This is a genomic window from Rhizobium acaciae, assembly GCF_025941625.1.
Classification (GTDB): domain Bacteria; phylum Pseudomonadota; class Alphaproteobacteria; order Rhizobiales; family Rhizobiaceae; genus Rhizobium; species Rhizobium acaciae.
The window spans coordinates 1-16131 of sequence record NZ_JAPCZO010000031.1; the positions used below are offsets into that span (position 1 = coordinate 1).

Sequence of the window (16131 nt, forward strand, 5' to 3'; positions counted from 1 at the left end):
CGCGCTTCGTCGGCTTGGGATTCCAGCATGGCCCGAAGCTTGTAGTGAATTGGGGCCGCGAGATATCGCGCCCGATCTGCGCCCTGAAGCCTTCGGCCGAAGGTCTCCATTAGCTCGGGCATCGTAATCTTGTCTCCCGAAAAAGACGTGTATTCCATCGGCATCCCGGGCTCGACCACGCCGCCCCGGATGACGCGGCAATAGATGCCGGGACGGGCGGCGGCGGTGTAACGCTTGACGAATTTCGGATCGGCCATCCTGGCGGCGAAAGTGGCGCAGGGCATACGGCATGCCGCGACCTCGAGGATGAGATCGCCAGCGGCGAAGCGGTCACCGACGGCAACGTCGCGATTGTCGAGATCCGATATCACCATGTTTTCGCCGAACGTGCCGGGTTCATAAGGCCGGCCGAGCTCCCTGCTCCACCAGTCGAGCGTCAGCGATCCCTCGACATAGACCGCCTGGTCGACGCCGCCATGGTGTTTGCGGTTGCAGATCGCATCGCCGACAAGACCTTCGGCGTCGATCATCACCGCGCCGGTGACGGCGTGTTTGAAGATGCCGGTCTTGTAGCTCTTGCCCGGCAGTCTTTCCGGATTGCCGGTGCACAAGGCCAGGATTTTCATGGGATGCCAGATCCTTCCGCGATTCCGTTTTCGTTCCATATCAGTTAAGAACGGCGCATGGCAAAACGAGTCACCGGCCCCGAAATCGAAAAACTCATCCAGCTTCTGGCAAAGGTGCCGGGCCTCGGGCCGCGCTCGGCGCGCCGGGCGGCACTGCATCTGATCAAGAAGAAGGACCAGCTGCTCGGCCCGCTGTCGAATGCAATGGGCGAGGCCTATGACAAGGTGAAGATCTGCTCGCGCTGCGGCAATGTCGATACGGTCGATCCCTGCATTGTCTGCACCGACACGCAACGCGATCAATCCGTCATCATCGTCGTCGAGGACGTATCGGATCTCTGGGCGCTGGAGCGGGCAGGCGCGATGAACGCCGCCTATCACGTGCTCGGCGGCACGCTGTCGCCGCTCGACGGGGTCGGTCCGGACGATCTCAATATTCGCGGGCTGATCGACAGGGTCGGCGAAGGCGGCGTCCGGGAACTGATCATCGCGGTCAATGCCACCGTCGAGGGACAGACGACGGCGCATTACATCACCGACCAGCTGCAGGGGCTCGACGTGAAGATCACGCGGCTGGCGCATGGCGTGCCCGTCGGCGGCGAGCTCGACTATCTCGACGAGGGCACGCTTGCGGCCGCACTTCGAGCGCGGACGGTGATATGAGAGGGTTGCATATGCTGAAAGATGGTCCACGGCGGCTGCGGATATTCGCACTCACTTTAGCGGCAGCTCTCCTGCCCCTCTCCTGTTACGCGGCCCCTTCGAAAGCCGATGTCGAGACGCAGTTCGAAAAATGGGTGCAGGCCGACCTCTGGCCGGAGGCGAAGGCGAACGGCATTTCGGAGAAGGTCTTTCAAGCCGCTTTCTCCGGCATCACGCTGAACTGGAACCTGCCCGATCTCGCCCCGCCCGGTTTCCCGCCGCCGAAGGAGCAGAAGCAGACGCAGGCCGAATTTTCCTCGCCCGCTCCCTATTTCAACGAGGACCAGCTGAAGAAGCTTGCCGCAACAGGACGCGGCTTTGCCGCCCAATATGGCTCGACGCTGAAGCGGATCGAAAAGACCTATGGCGTGCCGGGCTCGATCGTGCTTGCCATCTGGGGCCGGGAGACGGGCTTCGGCGCCGCGAAGATCCCGAATTCGGCGATCGAGGTGCTGGCGACCAAGGCCTTCATGTCGACGCGCAAGGAGATGTTCCGCACCGAGCTGGTGGCCGCACTCCATATTCTCGACGGCGGCGACGTCACACCTGCCAACTTCAAGGGTTCGTGGGCGGGCGCACTCGGCCAGCCGCAATTCATGCCGACCAGCTATTTGAAATATGCCGTGGATTTCGATGGCGACGGCCACCGCAATATCTGGACCTCGGTGCCCGATACGCTCGCCTCGATCGCCAATTACCTGGTCAAAAAAGGCTGGCAGCGCGGCCGCGACTGGGGCTTCGAGGCGTCGATACCGGAGACGGTCTCCTGCGCGCAGGAAGGACCCGATCTGGCAAAGCCGCTGTCGCACTGGGCCTCGCTCGGAATCGACCGCATCTCCGGCAAGGGCTTTCCCTCCGGCGAGATGAAGGCTGAGGGCATGATGCTGGTTCCGGCCGGCCGCGACGGACCGGAATTCATCGTCACGCCGAATTTCTACATCATCAAGGAATACAATAATTCCGATCTCTACGCGCTCTATATCGGCAATCTTGCCGACCGGATCGCCTATAATAGCGGCGCCTTTCAAGGCAGATGGGGCGATGTCGGCAAGATGCTGCGCTCGGATGTCGCCGCCATGCAGAAGGCGCTGGAACGGCAGGGCTATGATGTCGGCGGTTCCGACGGTCTGCCGGGCTACAAGACCCGGCGTTCGATCGGCCAGTGGCAGGCAAAGAACGGCATGAAGCCGACATGTTTTCCGGAGGCGACGATGAAGGGCAAGCTGAAGTAACCGGCTTCAGAGCATGCGTTTCAAACCTTCATGGCTGGCGACGAAACCGAGCCTCTCGTAGAAGCGGATCGCATCCCCTCGCGTCTTGTCCGATGTCAGCTGCACCAATCCGCAGCCGCGCTCGGCGCATTGGGCGATCGCCCATTCGATGAATTGCGCGCCGAGGCCAGAATAGCGAAGATCTCTTGCGACACGCACGCTTTCGATCTGGCCGCGCCACATGCCCGTCCTCGAAAGGCCGGGAACAAAACTCAGCTGCAGACAAGCAACGACCCGATCGGTCGCGTCGTTGGCGACGGCCAGAAGCTGATTGGCGTCAGCCTCGATCGCGGCGAAGGCCGAGAGATAACGCGCATCGACAGGATCGGAAACGATCTCCCTGGTGCCGCCAAGATCGTCATCGGCCAGAAGCCGGACGATGGCAGCCAGGTCGGATTGGCGGGCGAGCCTGAATCTATACATGTTCGACCTCTGCACACATTGTCTCAATGATGCAGATCGATCGGCGCCTTGTGGAAGACGTCGTCACCAGGCGGAATGGCCTGGCGTTCGATCATGCGGTGGACATGCAGCGGACCTTCGCCGCGGTGAAGCGCACGCAGCCTGTCGGTATTTTCGGCATCGGCCTGCGTGCGCCGCTGGTTGTGTCTGATGTATTCGACCCAGGTCGGCGTATGGTAGGTTTCCGTCCAAAGGCTGGGATTTTCGAGATCACGCATCAGCGCCCAGTTGCGGGCTCCGTCGCGGATGCGGATACGGCGGCGTTCGCCCATCAGCTCCATGAACTCGGCAAGGTCCTCATCGGCAATCTCGTAATCGACCTGGATGACGATCGGGCCGCTACGCGGCGTGATGTCGAGACTGAGGGCCGGTTCGGTGAAGCGGTTCAGCGGGTCGAGATTGAGCGAGGCGAAGGCCGGCATGGAAAAACGCAGGCCGATCGCGATGCCGAGCAGCATGACGACGGATGACATCAGCAGGGCATCGGCGACACCGTAGCGATCGGCGGCGACGCCCCACAGCCAACTGCCGCCGGCAATGCCGCCGAAGGTGACGGTCTGATAAAGCGACAGCGCCCGGCCGACCACCCAGCGCGGTGTCGAAAGCTGGACGATGGTGTTGAACAGCGAAAGTGCGGAGACCCAGCAGGCGCCGGAAACGAGCAGCCCGGCGGAGGTGAGGACGGCACTCGGGCTCACGGCTGCGATGACCGCACTCAGCGCGAAGCCGGCAAAGGAGAGGCGGATGATCATCTCGCTGGAAAGCACCTGGCGAAGCCTGGCATTCAGCACCGCACCGCCAATCGCGCCGATGCCGAAGGCGCCGAGCATGAAACCATAGGTCAGCGGGCCGCCGGCAACGAGATCGAGGGCGACGACCGGCAGCAGCGCCAGGATCGAGCTGGCACCGATGCCGAAGAGCAGTCCCCTGACAAGAACCTTTTCGAGATTGGGCGACATCGAGACATAACGCAGGCCGGCAAAGATGGCGCTGCCGAGCGCCTCCCGCGGCAGGGTCGAAACGGGCGCGGCTGGCCGCCAGCGCAGCAGGGCATAGATCAAGGCGAGGTAACTCAGCGTGTTCACCGCGAAGGCCGCAGCCGCGCCGGCAGCCGCGACGATGACGCCGCCGATCGCCGGGCCGACGCTGCGGGTGATGTTGAAACCCATGCTGTTCAGCGTGACCGCGGCCGGCAGATCGGCACGCGGAACCATATCGCCGACCGATGCCTGCCAGGAGGGATTGTTGAGCGCGGTGCCGCAGCCGATCAGGAAGGTGAAGAAGAGCAGCAGCCAGGGTGTGATCCAGCCGAGAAGGGCTGAGGCCGTCAGCAAGGCCGAGACCGTGAGCATCATGCACTGCGCCGTCAGCATGACCCGGCGGCGGTCATAATTGTCGGCCAGCGCACCCGATATCAGCGAAAACAGCATGATCGGCAGCGCCGTCGAGGTCTGCACCAGCGCGACCATGTCCTCCGAGGCGGTGATCGTCGTCATCATCCAGGCGGCGCCGACCGCCTGGATCAGGCCGCCGAAATTCGAAGAAAGGCTCGCGAACCAGATGGTGCGGTAGGTATCGTGCCGCAAAGGCGCCAATGTCGACGAAGTGTAGGCCACGATTTCTCCCGCTTTTGTTATTGCGCGCCAACGGCAATATATGCGCAAGACCGGCGCTGGCCATAGGCCTCATCACGCGCAGCAAGCGAATTGGCCGAATCGGTCGCGGACCTTGCAATTTCGGAAAAACCCGACTATATGCCTCTCAAATTCTTGATCGCTTGATGAAGAGTGGGCCGCAAGGACCCGCTCTTTTTTATTAGCGCGATCGCCGAAAAAGCATGAAATTGCGAGGAGCGCACCGCTTGTCGGATCTGACAAACGCAGACAATGAACGTGAGCCGCGGCTGATTACCGAAACCGGGCTCGACCAGCGTCTTGCCGATATCATCGAACCCGTTCTCGTCGACCTGGGCTTCCGCCTTATCCGCGTCCGCATGATGAACCAGAACGGTGCGACGATGCAGGTCATGGCCGAACGCAACGACGGCACGATGACGGTTCAGGATTGCGAAGAAGTCTCGATGGCGATTTCTCCCGTCCTCGATGTGGAAGATCCGGTCGATAAAGAGTATCATCTAGAAGTGTCTTCGCCCGGCATCGACCGTCCGATGGTGCGGAAATCCGATTTCGTCCGCTGGCAGGGCCACCTTGTGAAATGCGAGACGTCGATCCTGATCGACAATCGCAAGCGCTTCCGCGGCAAGATCGTCGAAGCAGGCACAGATGGTTTCACGCTCGAGCGTGACCAGATCGCCTATGGGGAAGAGCAGAAGGTCACCATTCCCTTCACGGCGCTTAGCGATGCGAAGCTCATTCTGACCGACGACCTGATCCGTGACGCGTTGCGCGCCGACAAGCTGGCGAAAGCCCAGGCCGCCAACCAGAACGAAGCGGACGACGAAGAATAACCGATCAACAGACCGCTCCAGGGACGGGACCCCTGGAGTAAAGACGGAGAAACAAGACAATGGCAGTCAGTGCGAACCGGCTCGAACTTCTGCAGATCGCAGATGCAGTGGCGCGCGAAAAAGTCATCGACCGCGAGATCGTGCTGGCCGCAATGGCCGATGCCATCCAGAAGGCGGCACGCTCCCGTTACGGCACCGAGTCCAACATCCGGGCCGACATCAATCCGAAGACCGGCGAAATCCGTCTGCAGCGCCTGCTCGAAGTCGTCGAGAAGGCCGAGGATTATTCGACGCAGATCCCGCTGGAGCTGGCCCGCGATCGCAACCCGGACGCCGCACTCGGCGATTTCATCGCCGATCCGCTGCCGCCGATGGATTTCGGCCGCATCGCCGCACAGTCGGCCAAGCAGGTGATCGTGCAGAAGGTGCGTGAAGCCGAGCGCGACCGCCAGTTCGACGAATTCAAGGATCGCGTCGGCGAAATCGTCAACGGTACCGTCAAGCGCGTCGAATACGGCAACGTCATCGTCGATCTCGGCCGTGGCGAAGGCATCATCCGCCGCGACGAAATGATCCCGCGCGAAAATGTCCGCTATGGCGATCGCGTCCGTGCCTATGTCTATGATGTCCGTCGCGAGCAGCGCGGCCCGCAGATCTTCCTGTCGCGCACGCATCCGCAATTCATGGTGAAGCTCTTCACCATGGAAGTGCCGGAGATCTATGACGGCATCATCCAGGTGAAGTCGGTCGCCCGCGATCCGGGTTCGCGCGCCAAGATCGCGGTGATCTCGAACGACAGTTCGATTGATCCGGTCGGCGCCTGCGTCGGTATGCGCGGCTCACGCGTTCAGGCCGTCGTCGGCGAGCTCCAGGGCGAAAAGATCGACATCATTCCGTGGAGCCAAGATCCGGCGACCTTCGTCGTCAACGCCCTGCAGCCGGCTGAAGTCGCCAAGGTCGTTCTCGACGAGGATGCCGAGCGTATCGAAGTCGTCGTTCCCGACGAGCAGCTGTCGCTTGCGATCGGCCGCCGCGGCCAGAACGTCCGCCTCGCCTCGCAGCTGACCGGCTGGGATATCGACATCATGACGGAGGCCGAGGAATCGGAACGCCGCCAGAAGGAATTCAACGAACGCACCAACCTGTTCATGGATTCGCTCGATGTCGACGAGATGGTCGGCCAGGTTCTGGCTTCGGAAGGCTTTGCCGCGGTCGAAGAACTGGCTTATGTCGATCTCGACGAAATCTCTTCGATCGACGGTTTCGACGAGGAGACGGCACAGGAAATCCAGCAGCGCGCCCGCGAATTCCTCGAGCGTCTCGAAGCCGAGATGGACGAGAAGCGCAAGGCGCTCGGTGTCCAGGACGAGCTGCGTGAAATCAACGGCATGACCGCCCAGATGATGGTGGCGCTCGGCGAAGACGGCATCAAGTCGATCGAGGACTTTGCCGGCTGCGCTGCCGACGATCTCGTCGGCTGGTCGGAACGCAAGAACGGCGAAACGAAGAAGTTCGAGGGCCTGTTCTCGAAGTTCGACGTCTCGCGCGTCGAAGCAGAACAGATGATCGTCCAGGCCCGCCTTTCGGCTGGCTGGATCACGCAAGAGGACCTGGATAAGGGGACCGAAGAAGAGGTCACCGAAGCCGAACAAGAAGCATGATGACCGCGCATGAACCGGACGCTCCTCTCGAGGACGACGATCTTGCAGGTTATGACGTGAACGGACGTATGTGCATCGTGACGCGTGAAAGCGGATCGCCGGAAGAGCTGATCCGCTTCGTCGCCGCTCCCGATGGAACAGTTGTCGCCGACCTGAAGCGCGAGCTTCCGGGACGCGGATGCTGGGTGAAGATCGACCGGTCGCTGGTCGACAGGGCGGTGGCGAAGAAGCTCTTCGCCCGCGCGCTGAAGACGGATGTAAAGGCGGCGGACGATCTCGGCGCGAGTGTCGATCGGCTGCTCGCGGCGCAATTGATGCAGATGATGAACATGGCGCGGAAAGCCGGCCAGTTCGTCAGCGGCTCCTCGAAAGTGGATGCCGCGGTCAGAAGTGGAGCAGCCCTTGCGGTGTTCCACGCGACTGGTGCAGCGGACGACGGCGTCCGGAAAATCGACCAGGCCCGCAAGGCCTGGCACCTCGGAATGGAGACCGAGGAGGAGATACCTTCCTTCCGTCTCTTCTCGGAGAGCGAAATGGAAGGCCTGATGGGCCAGAATGCTTTTATCCATGCCGCAGTGCTTGCAGGGCAGGCGGGTGAAGGTGTAGTGAAGCGCGCAAAGATGCTCGAACAGTACCGTATTGGCGGTCAGTCCCGGGCAGCGGGCGGCGCTGGCCGGCTAAAACAATGAGACGGTCACCGGCATCGGCCGGTCCCATCCTCATTGATCGACAGTATTGAACGACAGGGTCTGATCTAGTCATCGCTCCCTGTCCGAAGGAACGGGAACGAATGACCGATAGTAACGACGACAAGACAATCAGCGTAGCGGGCAAAAAGACACTCACCCTGAAACCATCGGGAATGAGCCAGGGCACCGTTCGCCAGGATATGGGTCGAGGTCGCACCAAGGCGGTCGTCGTCGAGACCCGTAAGCGGCGCCCGATGCGCCCGGAAGACGAAAAGCCGATCACGCCCGTCGCTCCGGCGGCCCCCGTGCGCGCAGCCGAACCGGCGCCTGCACCCGTGCAGGCGCGTCCGCAGCAGCCGGCACCGGCTCCGCGGGTTCAGCAGGGCAACAACAACCAGACGAACCAGCGTCCGCCGCAGCAGTCTCATCAGTCGCCGCGCCAGAACGATCGCCCGCGCCCGGTGGTGCTGAACCATCTGTCGCCGGAAGAGATGGACGCCCGCCGCCGCGCGCTCGCCGACTCCCAGGCGCGTGACGCCCAGGATGCGATCCGCCGCGCCGAGGAAGAAAAGCGCCGTGCCGCCGAAGAGGTGGTCCGCAAGGCCGCCGAAGCGGAAGAAGCTGCCCGCCGGGCCGCTGAAGAGGCTATCCGGCAGGCTGAGGCACCCGCTGTTGCTGAACCCGCAGTCGCAGAACCGGCTCCGGCCGAAGCACGCACCGACGCGCCACGGCCGCAGCAGCCCGCATCGTCGGCACCGGCCGCACGCCGGCCCGACGCGGCTGGAGCACCTGCTGCCCGTCCGGCAGCCGGCGCTGCCGTCCCCGGCGCCGTTCGCGGCCGCCGCGACGAAAAGGAAGAAGACGATCGTGGCGCAGCGCGCGGCGGTCCGGTCCGTGGCCGCGTCGTTCGCCCGGAACCCGCAAAGCCGGTCACGACTCGTCCGAAGACGGATGAAGAGCGCCGTCGCGGCAAGTTGACGATCACCACCGCCAACGTCGACGGCGAGGACAATGCCCGCGGTCGTTCGCTCTCGGCGATGCGTCGCCGGCAGGAGAAGTTCCGCCGCGGTCAAATGCAGGAAACCCGCGAGAAGATCTCCCGCGAGGTGGTTCTGCCCGAGACCATCACCATTCAGGAACTGTCGCAGCGCATGTCCGAACGCGCCGTCGACGTCATCAAGTACCTGATGAAGGAAGGCCAGATGATGAAGCCGGGCGACGTCATCGACGCCGACCTTGCCGAAATCATCGCCGGCGAATTCGGCCATACGGTCAGGCGCGTGTCGGAATCCGACGTCGAACTCGGCATCTTCAACGTGTCCGACGACGATGGCGAACTGGTTTCGCGCCCGCCCGTCGTTACCATTATGGGCCATGTCGACCACGGCAAGACCTCGCTGCTCGACGCCATCCGCCACGCCAACGTGGTCTCCGGCGAAGCCGGTGGCATCACCCAGCATATCGGCGCCTATCAGGTGGAGCAGAACGGTCAGAAGATCACCTTCATCGATACGCCCGGCCACGCCGCCTTCACGGCAATGCGTGCCCGCGGTGCGCAGGCGACCGACATCGCGATCCTGGTCGTCGCAGCCGACGACAGCGTGATGCCGCAGACGATCGAATCGATCAACCACGCCAAGGCAGCCGGTGTTCCGATCATCGTGGCGATCAACAAGGTCGACAAGCACGAGGCTGATCCGCAGAAGGTCCGCAACCAGCTGCTGCAGCACGAAGTCTTCGTGGAATCCATGGGCGGTGAAGTGCTTGACGTCGAGGTTTCGGCCAAGACCGGCAAGAACCTCGACAAGCTGCTCGAGGCGATCCTGCTGCAGGCGGAAATTCTCGATCTCAAGGCCAATGCGAACCGGACCGCGGAAGGCACTGTCATCGAAGCCCAGCTCGATCGTGGCCGTGGTTCGGTCGCGACCGTGCTCGTCCAGAAGGGTACGCTGCGTCCAGGCCAGATCATCGTCGCCGGCGACGTCTGGGGCCGCGTGCGTGCTCTCGTCACCGACAAGGGCGACCATGTGAAGGAAGCCGGCCCGGCAACGCCAGTCGAGGTTCTCGGTCTTTCCGGCACGCCGCAGGCCGGCGACAAGTTCGCCGTCGTCGAAAGCGAAAGCCGCGCCCGCGAAATCTCGGAATATCGTCAGCGTCTGGCCCGCGACAAGGCGGCTGCCCGCCAGTCGGGACAGCGCGGTTCGCTGGAACAGATGATGATGCAGCGCCAGAGCGTCGGCATCAAGGAGTTCCCGCTGGTCATCAAGGGCGACGTGCAGGGCTCGATCGAAGCGATTGCCGGCGCGCTGGAGAAGCTCGGCACCGACGAAGTGCGCGCCCGCATCGTCCATTCGGGAGCCGGCGGCATCACCGAGTCGGATATTTCGCTCGCCGAAGCCTCGAACGCGGCCATCATCGGCTTCAATGTTCGTGCGAATACGCAGGCACGCCAGTTCGCCGAGCGCGAAGGCATCGAAATCCGCTACTACAACATCATCTACGACCTCGTGGATGACGTGAAGGCAGCGATGTCGGGCCTCCTGTCTCCGGAACGGCGCGAAACCTTCATCGGCAATGCCGAGATCCTCGAGGTGTTCAACATCACCAAGGTCGGCAAGGTCGCAGGCTGCCGCGTCGTCGAAGGCAAGGTCGAACGTGGTGCGGGCGTCCGCCTCATCCGCAACGACGTCGTCGTTCACGAAGGCAAGCTCAAGACGCTCAAGCGCTTCAAGGACGAAGTGTCCGAAGTGCCGATGGGTCAGGAATGCGGCATGGCCTTCGAAAACTACGAGGACATGCGCGCCGGCGACGTCATCGAGTGCTTCCGCGTCGAGCACATCACGCGCACGCTCTAAACTGCTGCGCCTGAACTTTTCCGAAAGCCATCCGCCAGCCGGCGGATGGCTTTCGGGTTCCTGCCGACTTGACCTTTTCGGCCAAAAGAGTCATGGACGCTCTCCTTTGACGGGTTCGATTCCCAGCCGCATCGGCAAATAGAGATAACAATGACCAGACCAACTTCTTCCGCGCCTTCGCAGCGCATGCTGCGCATTGGCGAACAGGTTCGCGCCGCTATCACCCAAGTGCTGCAACGCGGCGAAGTGCGTGACGACGTCATCGAGGCGACCGTGATCTCGGTCTCGGAAGTGCGCATGTCGCCGGACCTCAAGATCGCCACCGCCTATGTGACGCCGCTCGGCGTTTCCGACCACAGCATCGTCATCGAGGCCCTGAACCGCCATGCGAGGTTCATCCGCGGCCGGCTTGGGCCGCAGCTTCGGCAGATGAAATACATGCCGGAGGTGCGCTTCCGCGACGATACCAGCTTCGACAACTACAAGAAGATCGACGAGCTGCTGCGTTCGCCCGAGGTGAGCCGCGACCTCGACGGCGATAATGACGAACAATAAACAGAAGAGACGCATGTCCAAACCACGCAAACCCAAGGGCCGGCCGATTTCCGGCTGGCTGATCCTCGACAAGCCGGTGGATTTCGGCTCGACGGAAGCCGTTTCCAAGATCAAGTGGCTCTACAAGGCTGAGAAGGCCGGTCATGCCGGCACGCTCGATCCGCTCGCCTCCGGCATGCTGCCGATCGCGCTCGGCGATGCGACAAAGACCGTTCCCTACGTGATGGACGGCCGCAAGATCTATGAATTCACGGTGAGCTGGGGCGAGGAGCGGGCGACCGACGATCTCGAGGGCGAGGTGACCAAGAGTTCGGACAAACGCCCGAGCGAACAGCAGATCCGCGATATCCTGCCTGGATATATCGGTACCATCAGCCAGGTGCCGCCGCAGTTTTCCGCTATCAAGATCGCGGGTGAACGCGCCTATGATCTGGCGCGTGAAGGCGAAACCGTCGAAATCCCCTCGCGCGAGGTCGATATTTTCCGGCTGACCTTGCTCGCCTGCCCGGACGCCGATAGCGCGCATTTCGAAGTGGAATGCGGCAAGGGTACTTATGTCAGGGCGCTGGCGCGCGATTTCGGCCGCGAGCTCGGCTGCTACGGCCATGTGTCCGGGCTGCGGCGCACCTTCGTCGCGCCTTTCGCGGAAGAGGCCATGGTGCCGCTCGCGGATCTCGTGGCACTGGAGGCAATCGAGGATATGGACGAGCGCCTGGCGGCCCTCGACGCGCTGCTGATCAACACCTGCGAAGCGCTATCCTCCCTGCCCCATCTCGTCATCAATGACGACCAGGCGCACCGGTTGAAGATGGGCAACCCGATCCTGGTGCGTGGCCGCGATGCGCCGGTTGCCGAAAGCGAAGCCTATGCGACGGCCCGCGGCAAGCTGATCGCGATCGGCGAGATCGGCCAGGGCGAGTTTCGCCCGAAACGGGTTTTCGCCTGAGCCTATCTGGCTTTCTGACAACGACAGCGATTGTCAGCCGGTCGCGATGCGATATCTTCCCTGTCGGACCGCCATAGCGGCCCGAGGGTCCATGGGGGCCCGACAGAGGGAAAGATCATGCGCGGCACTGCTATCGGAATTCTGACATTCTTTTCGATGTTTCTCGCCGCCGCCGGCGCTCGATCTGCCGAGCGCTGGGCCGAGCTTCCGGCCTTTCCTTCGATGCCGGCGGCAAAGACGAGCGGCATGGCCGAGGTGAACGACATCAAGATGTACTACGCCGAATACGGCGAAGGCGACCCCATCCTGTTCATCCATGGCGGTCTTGGAAATGCCGAGGTCTGGGGTCACCAGGTCGCCGATTTTGCGAGGGATCATCGGGTCATCGTCGCCGACAGCCGCGGTCATGGCCGTTCGACACGCAGCGGGCAGCCTTTCGGCTACGATCTGATGACCTCGGATTGCGTCGCCCTACTCGACTATTTGAAGATCGAAAAGGTGACGCTGGTGGGCTGGTCGGACGGTGGCATCATCGGCATCGACATGGCGATGAAACATCCGGAGAAGCTGACACGTGTCATCGCCCAGGCGGCCAACGTCACGACGGACGGCGTTAAGAACGACGTTTTGGAGAACAAGACCTTCAGCCACTACATCGAGGTAGCCGGCGACCAATATAGAAAGCTTTCGCCGACACCCACCGAATACCAAGCCTTCTCCAGGCAGATGTTCGAGATGTGGGCCACTCAGCCAGCCTGGACAGCCGCCGAGCTTGCGAAGATATCGGTTCCGGTCACGCTTGCGATCGGCGATCACGATGAAGCCGTCAAGCTCGACCATACGGAGATGATGGCGAAAGACATTCCGGGCGCCAAGCTGGTGATCCTGAAAGATGCCAGCCATTTCGCCATGCTGCAGGATCCCGCGGGTTACGATGCGATGATCCGGGACGCCATGGCGGGCCGCTGAAAACCGCTGCGGGCGCTCCCCTCTTTCCATCGCTGCTTATTTGGTTTATAGGCAGCGCCAGCGTCAGGTTTGCCTGCTCGCATTCACGGCCAAAGCTGGACGACATCCCGGCTTTTGGCGACTTTATCTCCTCCTCTTAGAAAGGATCACCCGATGTCGATCACTGCTGAGCGCAAGTCTGCGCTGATCAAGGAATATGCGACCGTTGAAGGCGATACCGGTTCTCCGGAAGTCCAGGTCGCGATCCTGACCGAACGCATCAACAACCTGACCGAACACTTCAAGGACCACAAGAAGGATAACCATTCCCGCCGTGGCCTGTTGACGATGGTTTCGAGCCGCCGCTCGCTTCTTGATTATCTCAAGAAGAAGGATGAAGGCCGCTATTCCAAGCTGATCACCAGCCTGGGTATCCGCCGCTAAGATTGTCCGGCGGGCGCTTTCCGAGCGCCCGCCGGATCTGTTTCGGGACACGTCTCCCGATGAAATGTTCCAGCCGCGCCCTATCTTTTAGCGGTGGAAAGACCGGCAGACCCGGATGGGCCGGTTCTGCCAAACCAACCGTTGACCTGTCATGGGGCAGGATTGCCGGATGCTTTCGGCCAAGGCTTGTCAATGAGCTTTGGCCCGGTTTCTCATGAACGCCTGAGGAAACCGAGGATGAAAAGCCTCCCGTTGTCTTGCCCGTGATACGTCACATTGATTGCGGTCGACTGTGCGCTGCGCCTTGATATCGGCGATAGCGCGTGCTCCCGCATTGAAGGACAAGACATGTTTGATACACACACAGTGGAAATCGAGTGGGCCGGCCGCCCGCTGAAACTCGAAACCGGCAAGATCGCCCGTCAGGCCGACGGCGCCGTTCTCGCCACCTACGGCGAAACCGTCGTTCTCGCCACCGTCGTCTCGGCCAAGGCGCCGAAGGCCGGCCAGGACTTCTTTCCGCTCACCGTCAACTACCAGGAAAAGACCTACGCAGCCGGCAAGATCCCCGGCGGCTATTTCAAGCGCGAAGGCCGTCCGAGCGAAAAGGAAACCCTGGTTTCCCGCCTGATCGACCGCCCGATCCGCCCGCTCTTCCCTGAGGGCTACAAGAACGACACGCAGGTTGTCGTTACCGTTATCCAGCATGACCTCGAAAACGATCCGGACATCTTGTCGATGGTCGCTACCTCCGCAGCGCTGACGCTCTCCGGCGTTCCCTTCATGGGCCCGGTCGGCGGTGCGCGCGTCGGCTATATCAACGGCGAATACGTTCTCAACCCACATCTCGACGAGATGGACGAATCGAGCCTCGACCTCGTCGTCGCCGGCACCTACGACGCCGTGCTGATGGTGGAATCCGAAGCCAAGGAACTTAACGAAGACGTCATGCTCGGCGCCGTCATGTTCGGCCACAGGGGCTTCCAGCCGGTTCTCGACGCGATCATCAAGCTCGCCGAAGTGGCCGCCAAGGAGCCGCGCGACTTCCAGCCGGCAGACTACTCCGCTCTCGAAACCGAAATGCTCGGCCTTGCCGAAGGTGAACTTCGCGAAGCCTACAAGATCACCCAGAAGGCCGATCGCTACGCCGCCGTCGACGCCGTCAAGGCGAAGGTGAAGGCGCACTTCCTCCCCGAGGAAGGTGAAGCCCGGTACACACCCGAAGAAGTCGGCGCGATCTTCAAGCATCTGCAGGCGAAGATCGTCCGCTGGAACATCCTCGACACCAAGAGCCGCATCGACGGCCGCAACCTCGAAACCGTTCGTCCGATCGTTTCGGAAGTCGGTCTTCTGCCGCGCACCCATGGTTCGGCGCTGTTCACCCGCGGCGAAACCCAGGCGATCGTCGTTGCCACCCTCGGCACCGGCGAAGACGAGCAGTATGTCGACAGCCTGACGGGCATGTACAAGGAGCGCTTCCTGCTCCATTACAACTTCCCTCCCTACTCGGTTGGCGAGACCGGCCGCATGGGCTCCCCGGGTCGCCGCGAAATCGGCCACGGCAAGCTCGCATGGCGCGCGATCCGTCCGATGCTGCCGACGCCTGAGCAGTTCCCCTACACGCTGCGCGTCGTCTCCGAGATCACCGAGTCGAATGGCTCGTCCTCGATGGCGACCGTCTGCGGTACCTCGCTCGCTCTGATGGACGCCGGCGTTCCGCTGGCAAAGCCGGTTGCCGGTATCGCCATGGGTCTGATCCTGGAAGGCGATCGCTTCGCTGTCCTGTCCGACATTCTCGGTGACGAAGACCACCTCGGCGATATGGACTTCAAGGTCGCCGGTACCGCCGACGGCATCACCTCGCTGCAGATGGACATCAAGATCACCGGTATCACCGAAGAGATCATGAAGGTCGCCCTTGGCCAGGCCCAGGGCGGTCGCGTCCACATCCTCGGTGAAATGTCCAAGGCCATCACCGAAAGCCGCGGCCAGCTCGGCGAATTCGCTCCGCGCATCGAAGTCATGAACATCCCGGTCGACAAGATCCGTGAAGTCATCGGCTCCGGCGGCAAGGTCATTCGCGAAATCGTCGAAAAGACCGGCGCGAAGATCAACATCGAGGATGACGGCACCGTCAAAATCGCTTCCTCCTCCGGCAAGGAGATCGAAGCGGCCCGCAAGTGGATCCACTCGATCGTTGCCGAACCTGAAATCGGCCAGGTCTACGAAGGCACGGTCGTGAAGACCGCCGACTTCGGCGCCTTCGTCAACTTCTTCGGCGCCCGTGACGGCCTCGTCCACATCTCGCAGCTCGCTTCCGAGCGTGTTGCCAAGACCCAGGACGTCGTCAAGGAAGGCGACAAGGTCTGGGTCAAGCTGCTCGGTTTCGACGAACGCGGCAAGGTTCGCCTGTCGATGAAGGTCGTCGACCAGGCCACCGGCCAGGAAATCCCGAACGAGAAGAAGAAGGAAGAAGCGGCCGAATAAGCCGCCTTCCAAATTTGC

14 protein-coding genes are annotated in these 16131 nt (G+C 62.1%); 11 read left to right on the plus strand and 3 right to left on the minus strand.

The features are described from left to right. The coding region (locus OLZ32_RS33825; protein ID WP_264424686.1) for an MOSC domain-containing protein at nt 1-626 on the minus strand (626 nt) is incomplete at its 3' end. Between the two features lie 57 nt (nt 627-683). Here OLZ32_RS33825 and recR point away from each other — a divergent pair. Then, nucleotides 684-1289, plus strand: a complete 606-nt coding sequence (gene recR, locus OLZ32_RS33830) for a recombination mediator RecR (RefSeq protein WP_264424688.1) — start codon at nt 684-686, stop codon at nt 1287-1289. A gap of 11 nt (nt 1290-1300) precedes the next feature. Further along, nucleotides 1301-2560, plus strand: a complete 1260-nt coding sequence (locus OLZ32_RS33835; RefSeq protein WP_264424690.1) for a lytic murein transglycosylase — start codon at nt 1301-1303, stop codon at nt 2558-2560. Nucleotides 2561-2566: 6 nt separating this feature from the next. On the opposite strand, the gene OLZ32_RS33840 is transcribed toward OLZ32_RS33835, so the two are convergent. Next, complete coding sequence (locus OLZ32_RS33840) at nt 2567-3022, minus strand: GNAT family N-acetyltransferase (protein WP_264424692.1); 456 nt, start codon at nt 3020-3022, stop codon at nt 2567-2569. Nucleotides 3023-3045: 23 nt separating this feature from the next. Beyond that, nucleotides 3046-4725 (minus strand): MFS transporter, encoded by a 1680-nt coding sequence (locus OLZ32_RS33845; protein ID WP_204337289.1) that lies wholly within the window; start codon nt 4723-4725, stop codon nt 3046-3048. Nucleotides 4726-4922: 197 nt separating this feature from the next. Here OLZ32_RS33845 and rimP point away from each other — a divergent pair, with 197 nt between their 5' ends. From rimP to pnp, 9 genes are all read left to right on the plus strand, one after another. Then, a complete protein-coding gene (gene rimP / locus OLZ32_RS33850) occupies nt 4923-5528 on the plus strand; it encodes a ribosome maturation factor RimP (RefSeq protein WP_003544329.1) in 606 nt (201 codons plus the stop codon). A gap of 59 nt (nt 5529-5587) precedes the next feature. Beyond that, nucleotides 5588-7189: a transcription termination factor NusA gene (nusA, locus tag OLZ32_RS33855; RefSeq protein WP_003544328.1), complete on the plus strand. Its 1602-nt coding sequence runs from the start codon at nt 5588-5590 to the stop codon at nt 7187-7189. Further along, complete coding sequence (locus OLZ32_RS33860) at nt 7186-7878, plus strand: RNA-binding protein (RefSeq protein ID WP_003544325.1); 693 nt, start codon at nt 7186-7188, stop codon at nt 7876-7878. The genes nusA and OLZ32_RS33860 overlap by 4 nt, the downstream gene beginning before the upstream one ends. A gap of 101 nt (nt 7879-7979) precedes the next feature. Continuing rightward, complete coding sequence (infB, locus tag OLZ32_RS33865) at nt 7980-10733, plus strand: translation initiation factor IF-2 (RefSeq protein WP_264424696.1); 2754 nt, start codon at nt 7980-7982, stop codon at nt 10731-10733. Nucleotides 10734-10883: 150 nt separating this feature from the next. Continuing rightward, a complete protein-coding gene (gene rbfA / locus OLZ32_RS33870; RefSeq protein ID WP_003544322.1) occupies nt 10884-11288 on the plus strand; it encodes a 30S ribosome-binding factor RbfA in 405 nt (134 codons plus the stop codon). A gap of 13 nt (nt 11289-11301) precedes the next feature. Then, a complete protein-coding gene (truB, locus tag OLZ32_RS33875) occupies nt 11302-12234 on the plus strand; it encodes a tRNA pseudouridine(55) synthase TruB (protein ID WP_003544320.1) in 933 nt (310 codons plus the stop codon). Between the two features lie 117 nt (nt 12235-12351). Then, a complete protein-coding gene (locus OLZ32_RS33880; protein ID WP_264398652.1) occupies nt 12352-13203 on the plus strand; it encodes an alpha/beta fold hydrolase in 852 nt (283 codons plus the stop codon). 153 nt (nt 13204-13356) lie between these two features. Beyond that, entirely contained in the window at nt 13357-13626 is a 270-nt protein-coding gene (gene rpsO / locus OLZ32_RS33885) for a 30S ribosomal protein S15 (protein ID WP_003544317.1), read from the plus strand. Between the two features lie 348 nt (nt 13627-13974). Then, nucleotides 13975-16113 carry a polyribonucleotide nucleotidyltransferase gene (gene pnp / locus OLZ32_RS33890; protein ID WP_003544313.1) on the plus strand — a complete coding sequence of 713 codons (2139 nt, stop codon included), beginning with the start codon at nt 13975-13977 and terminating at the stop codon, nt 16111-16113. Nucleotides 16114-16131 lie beyond the last annotated feature (18 nt).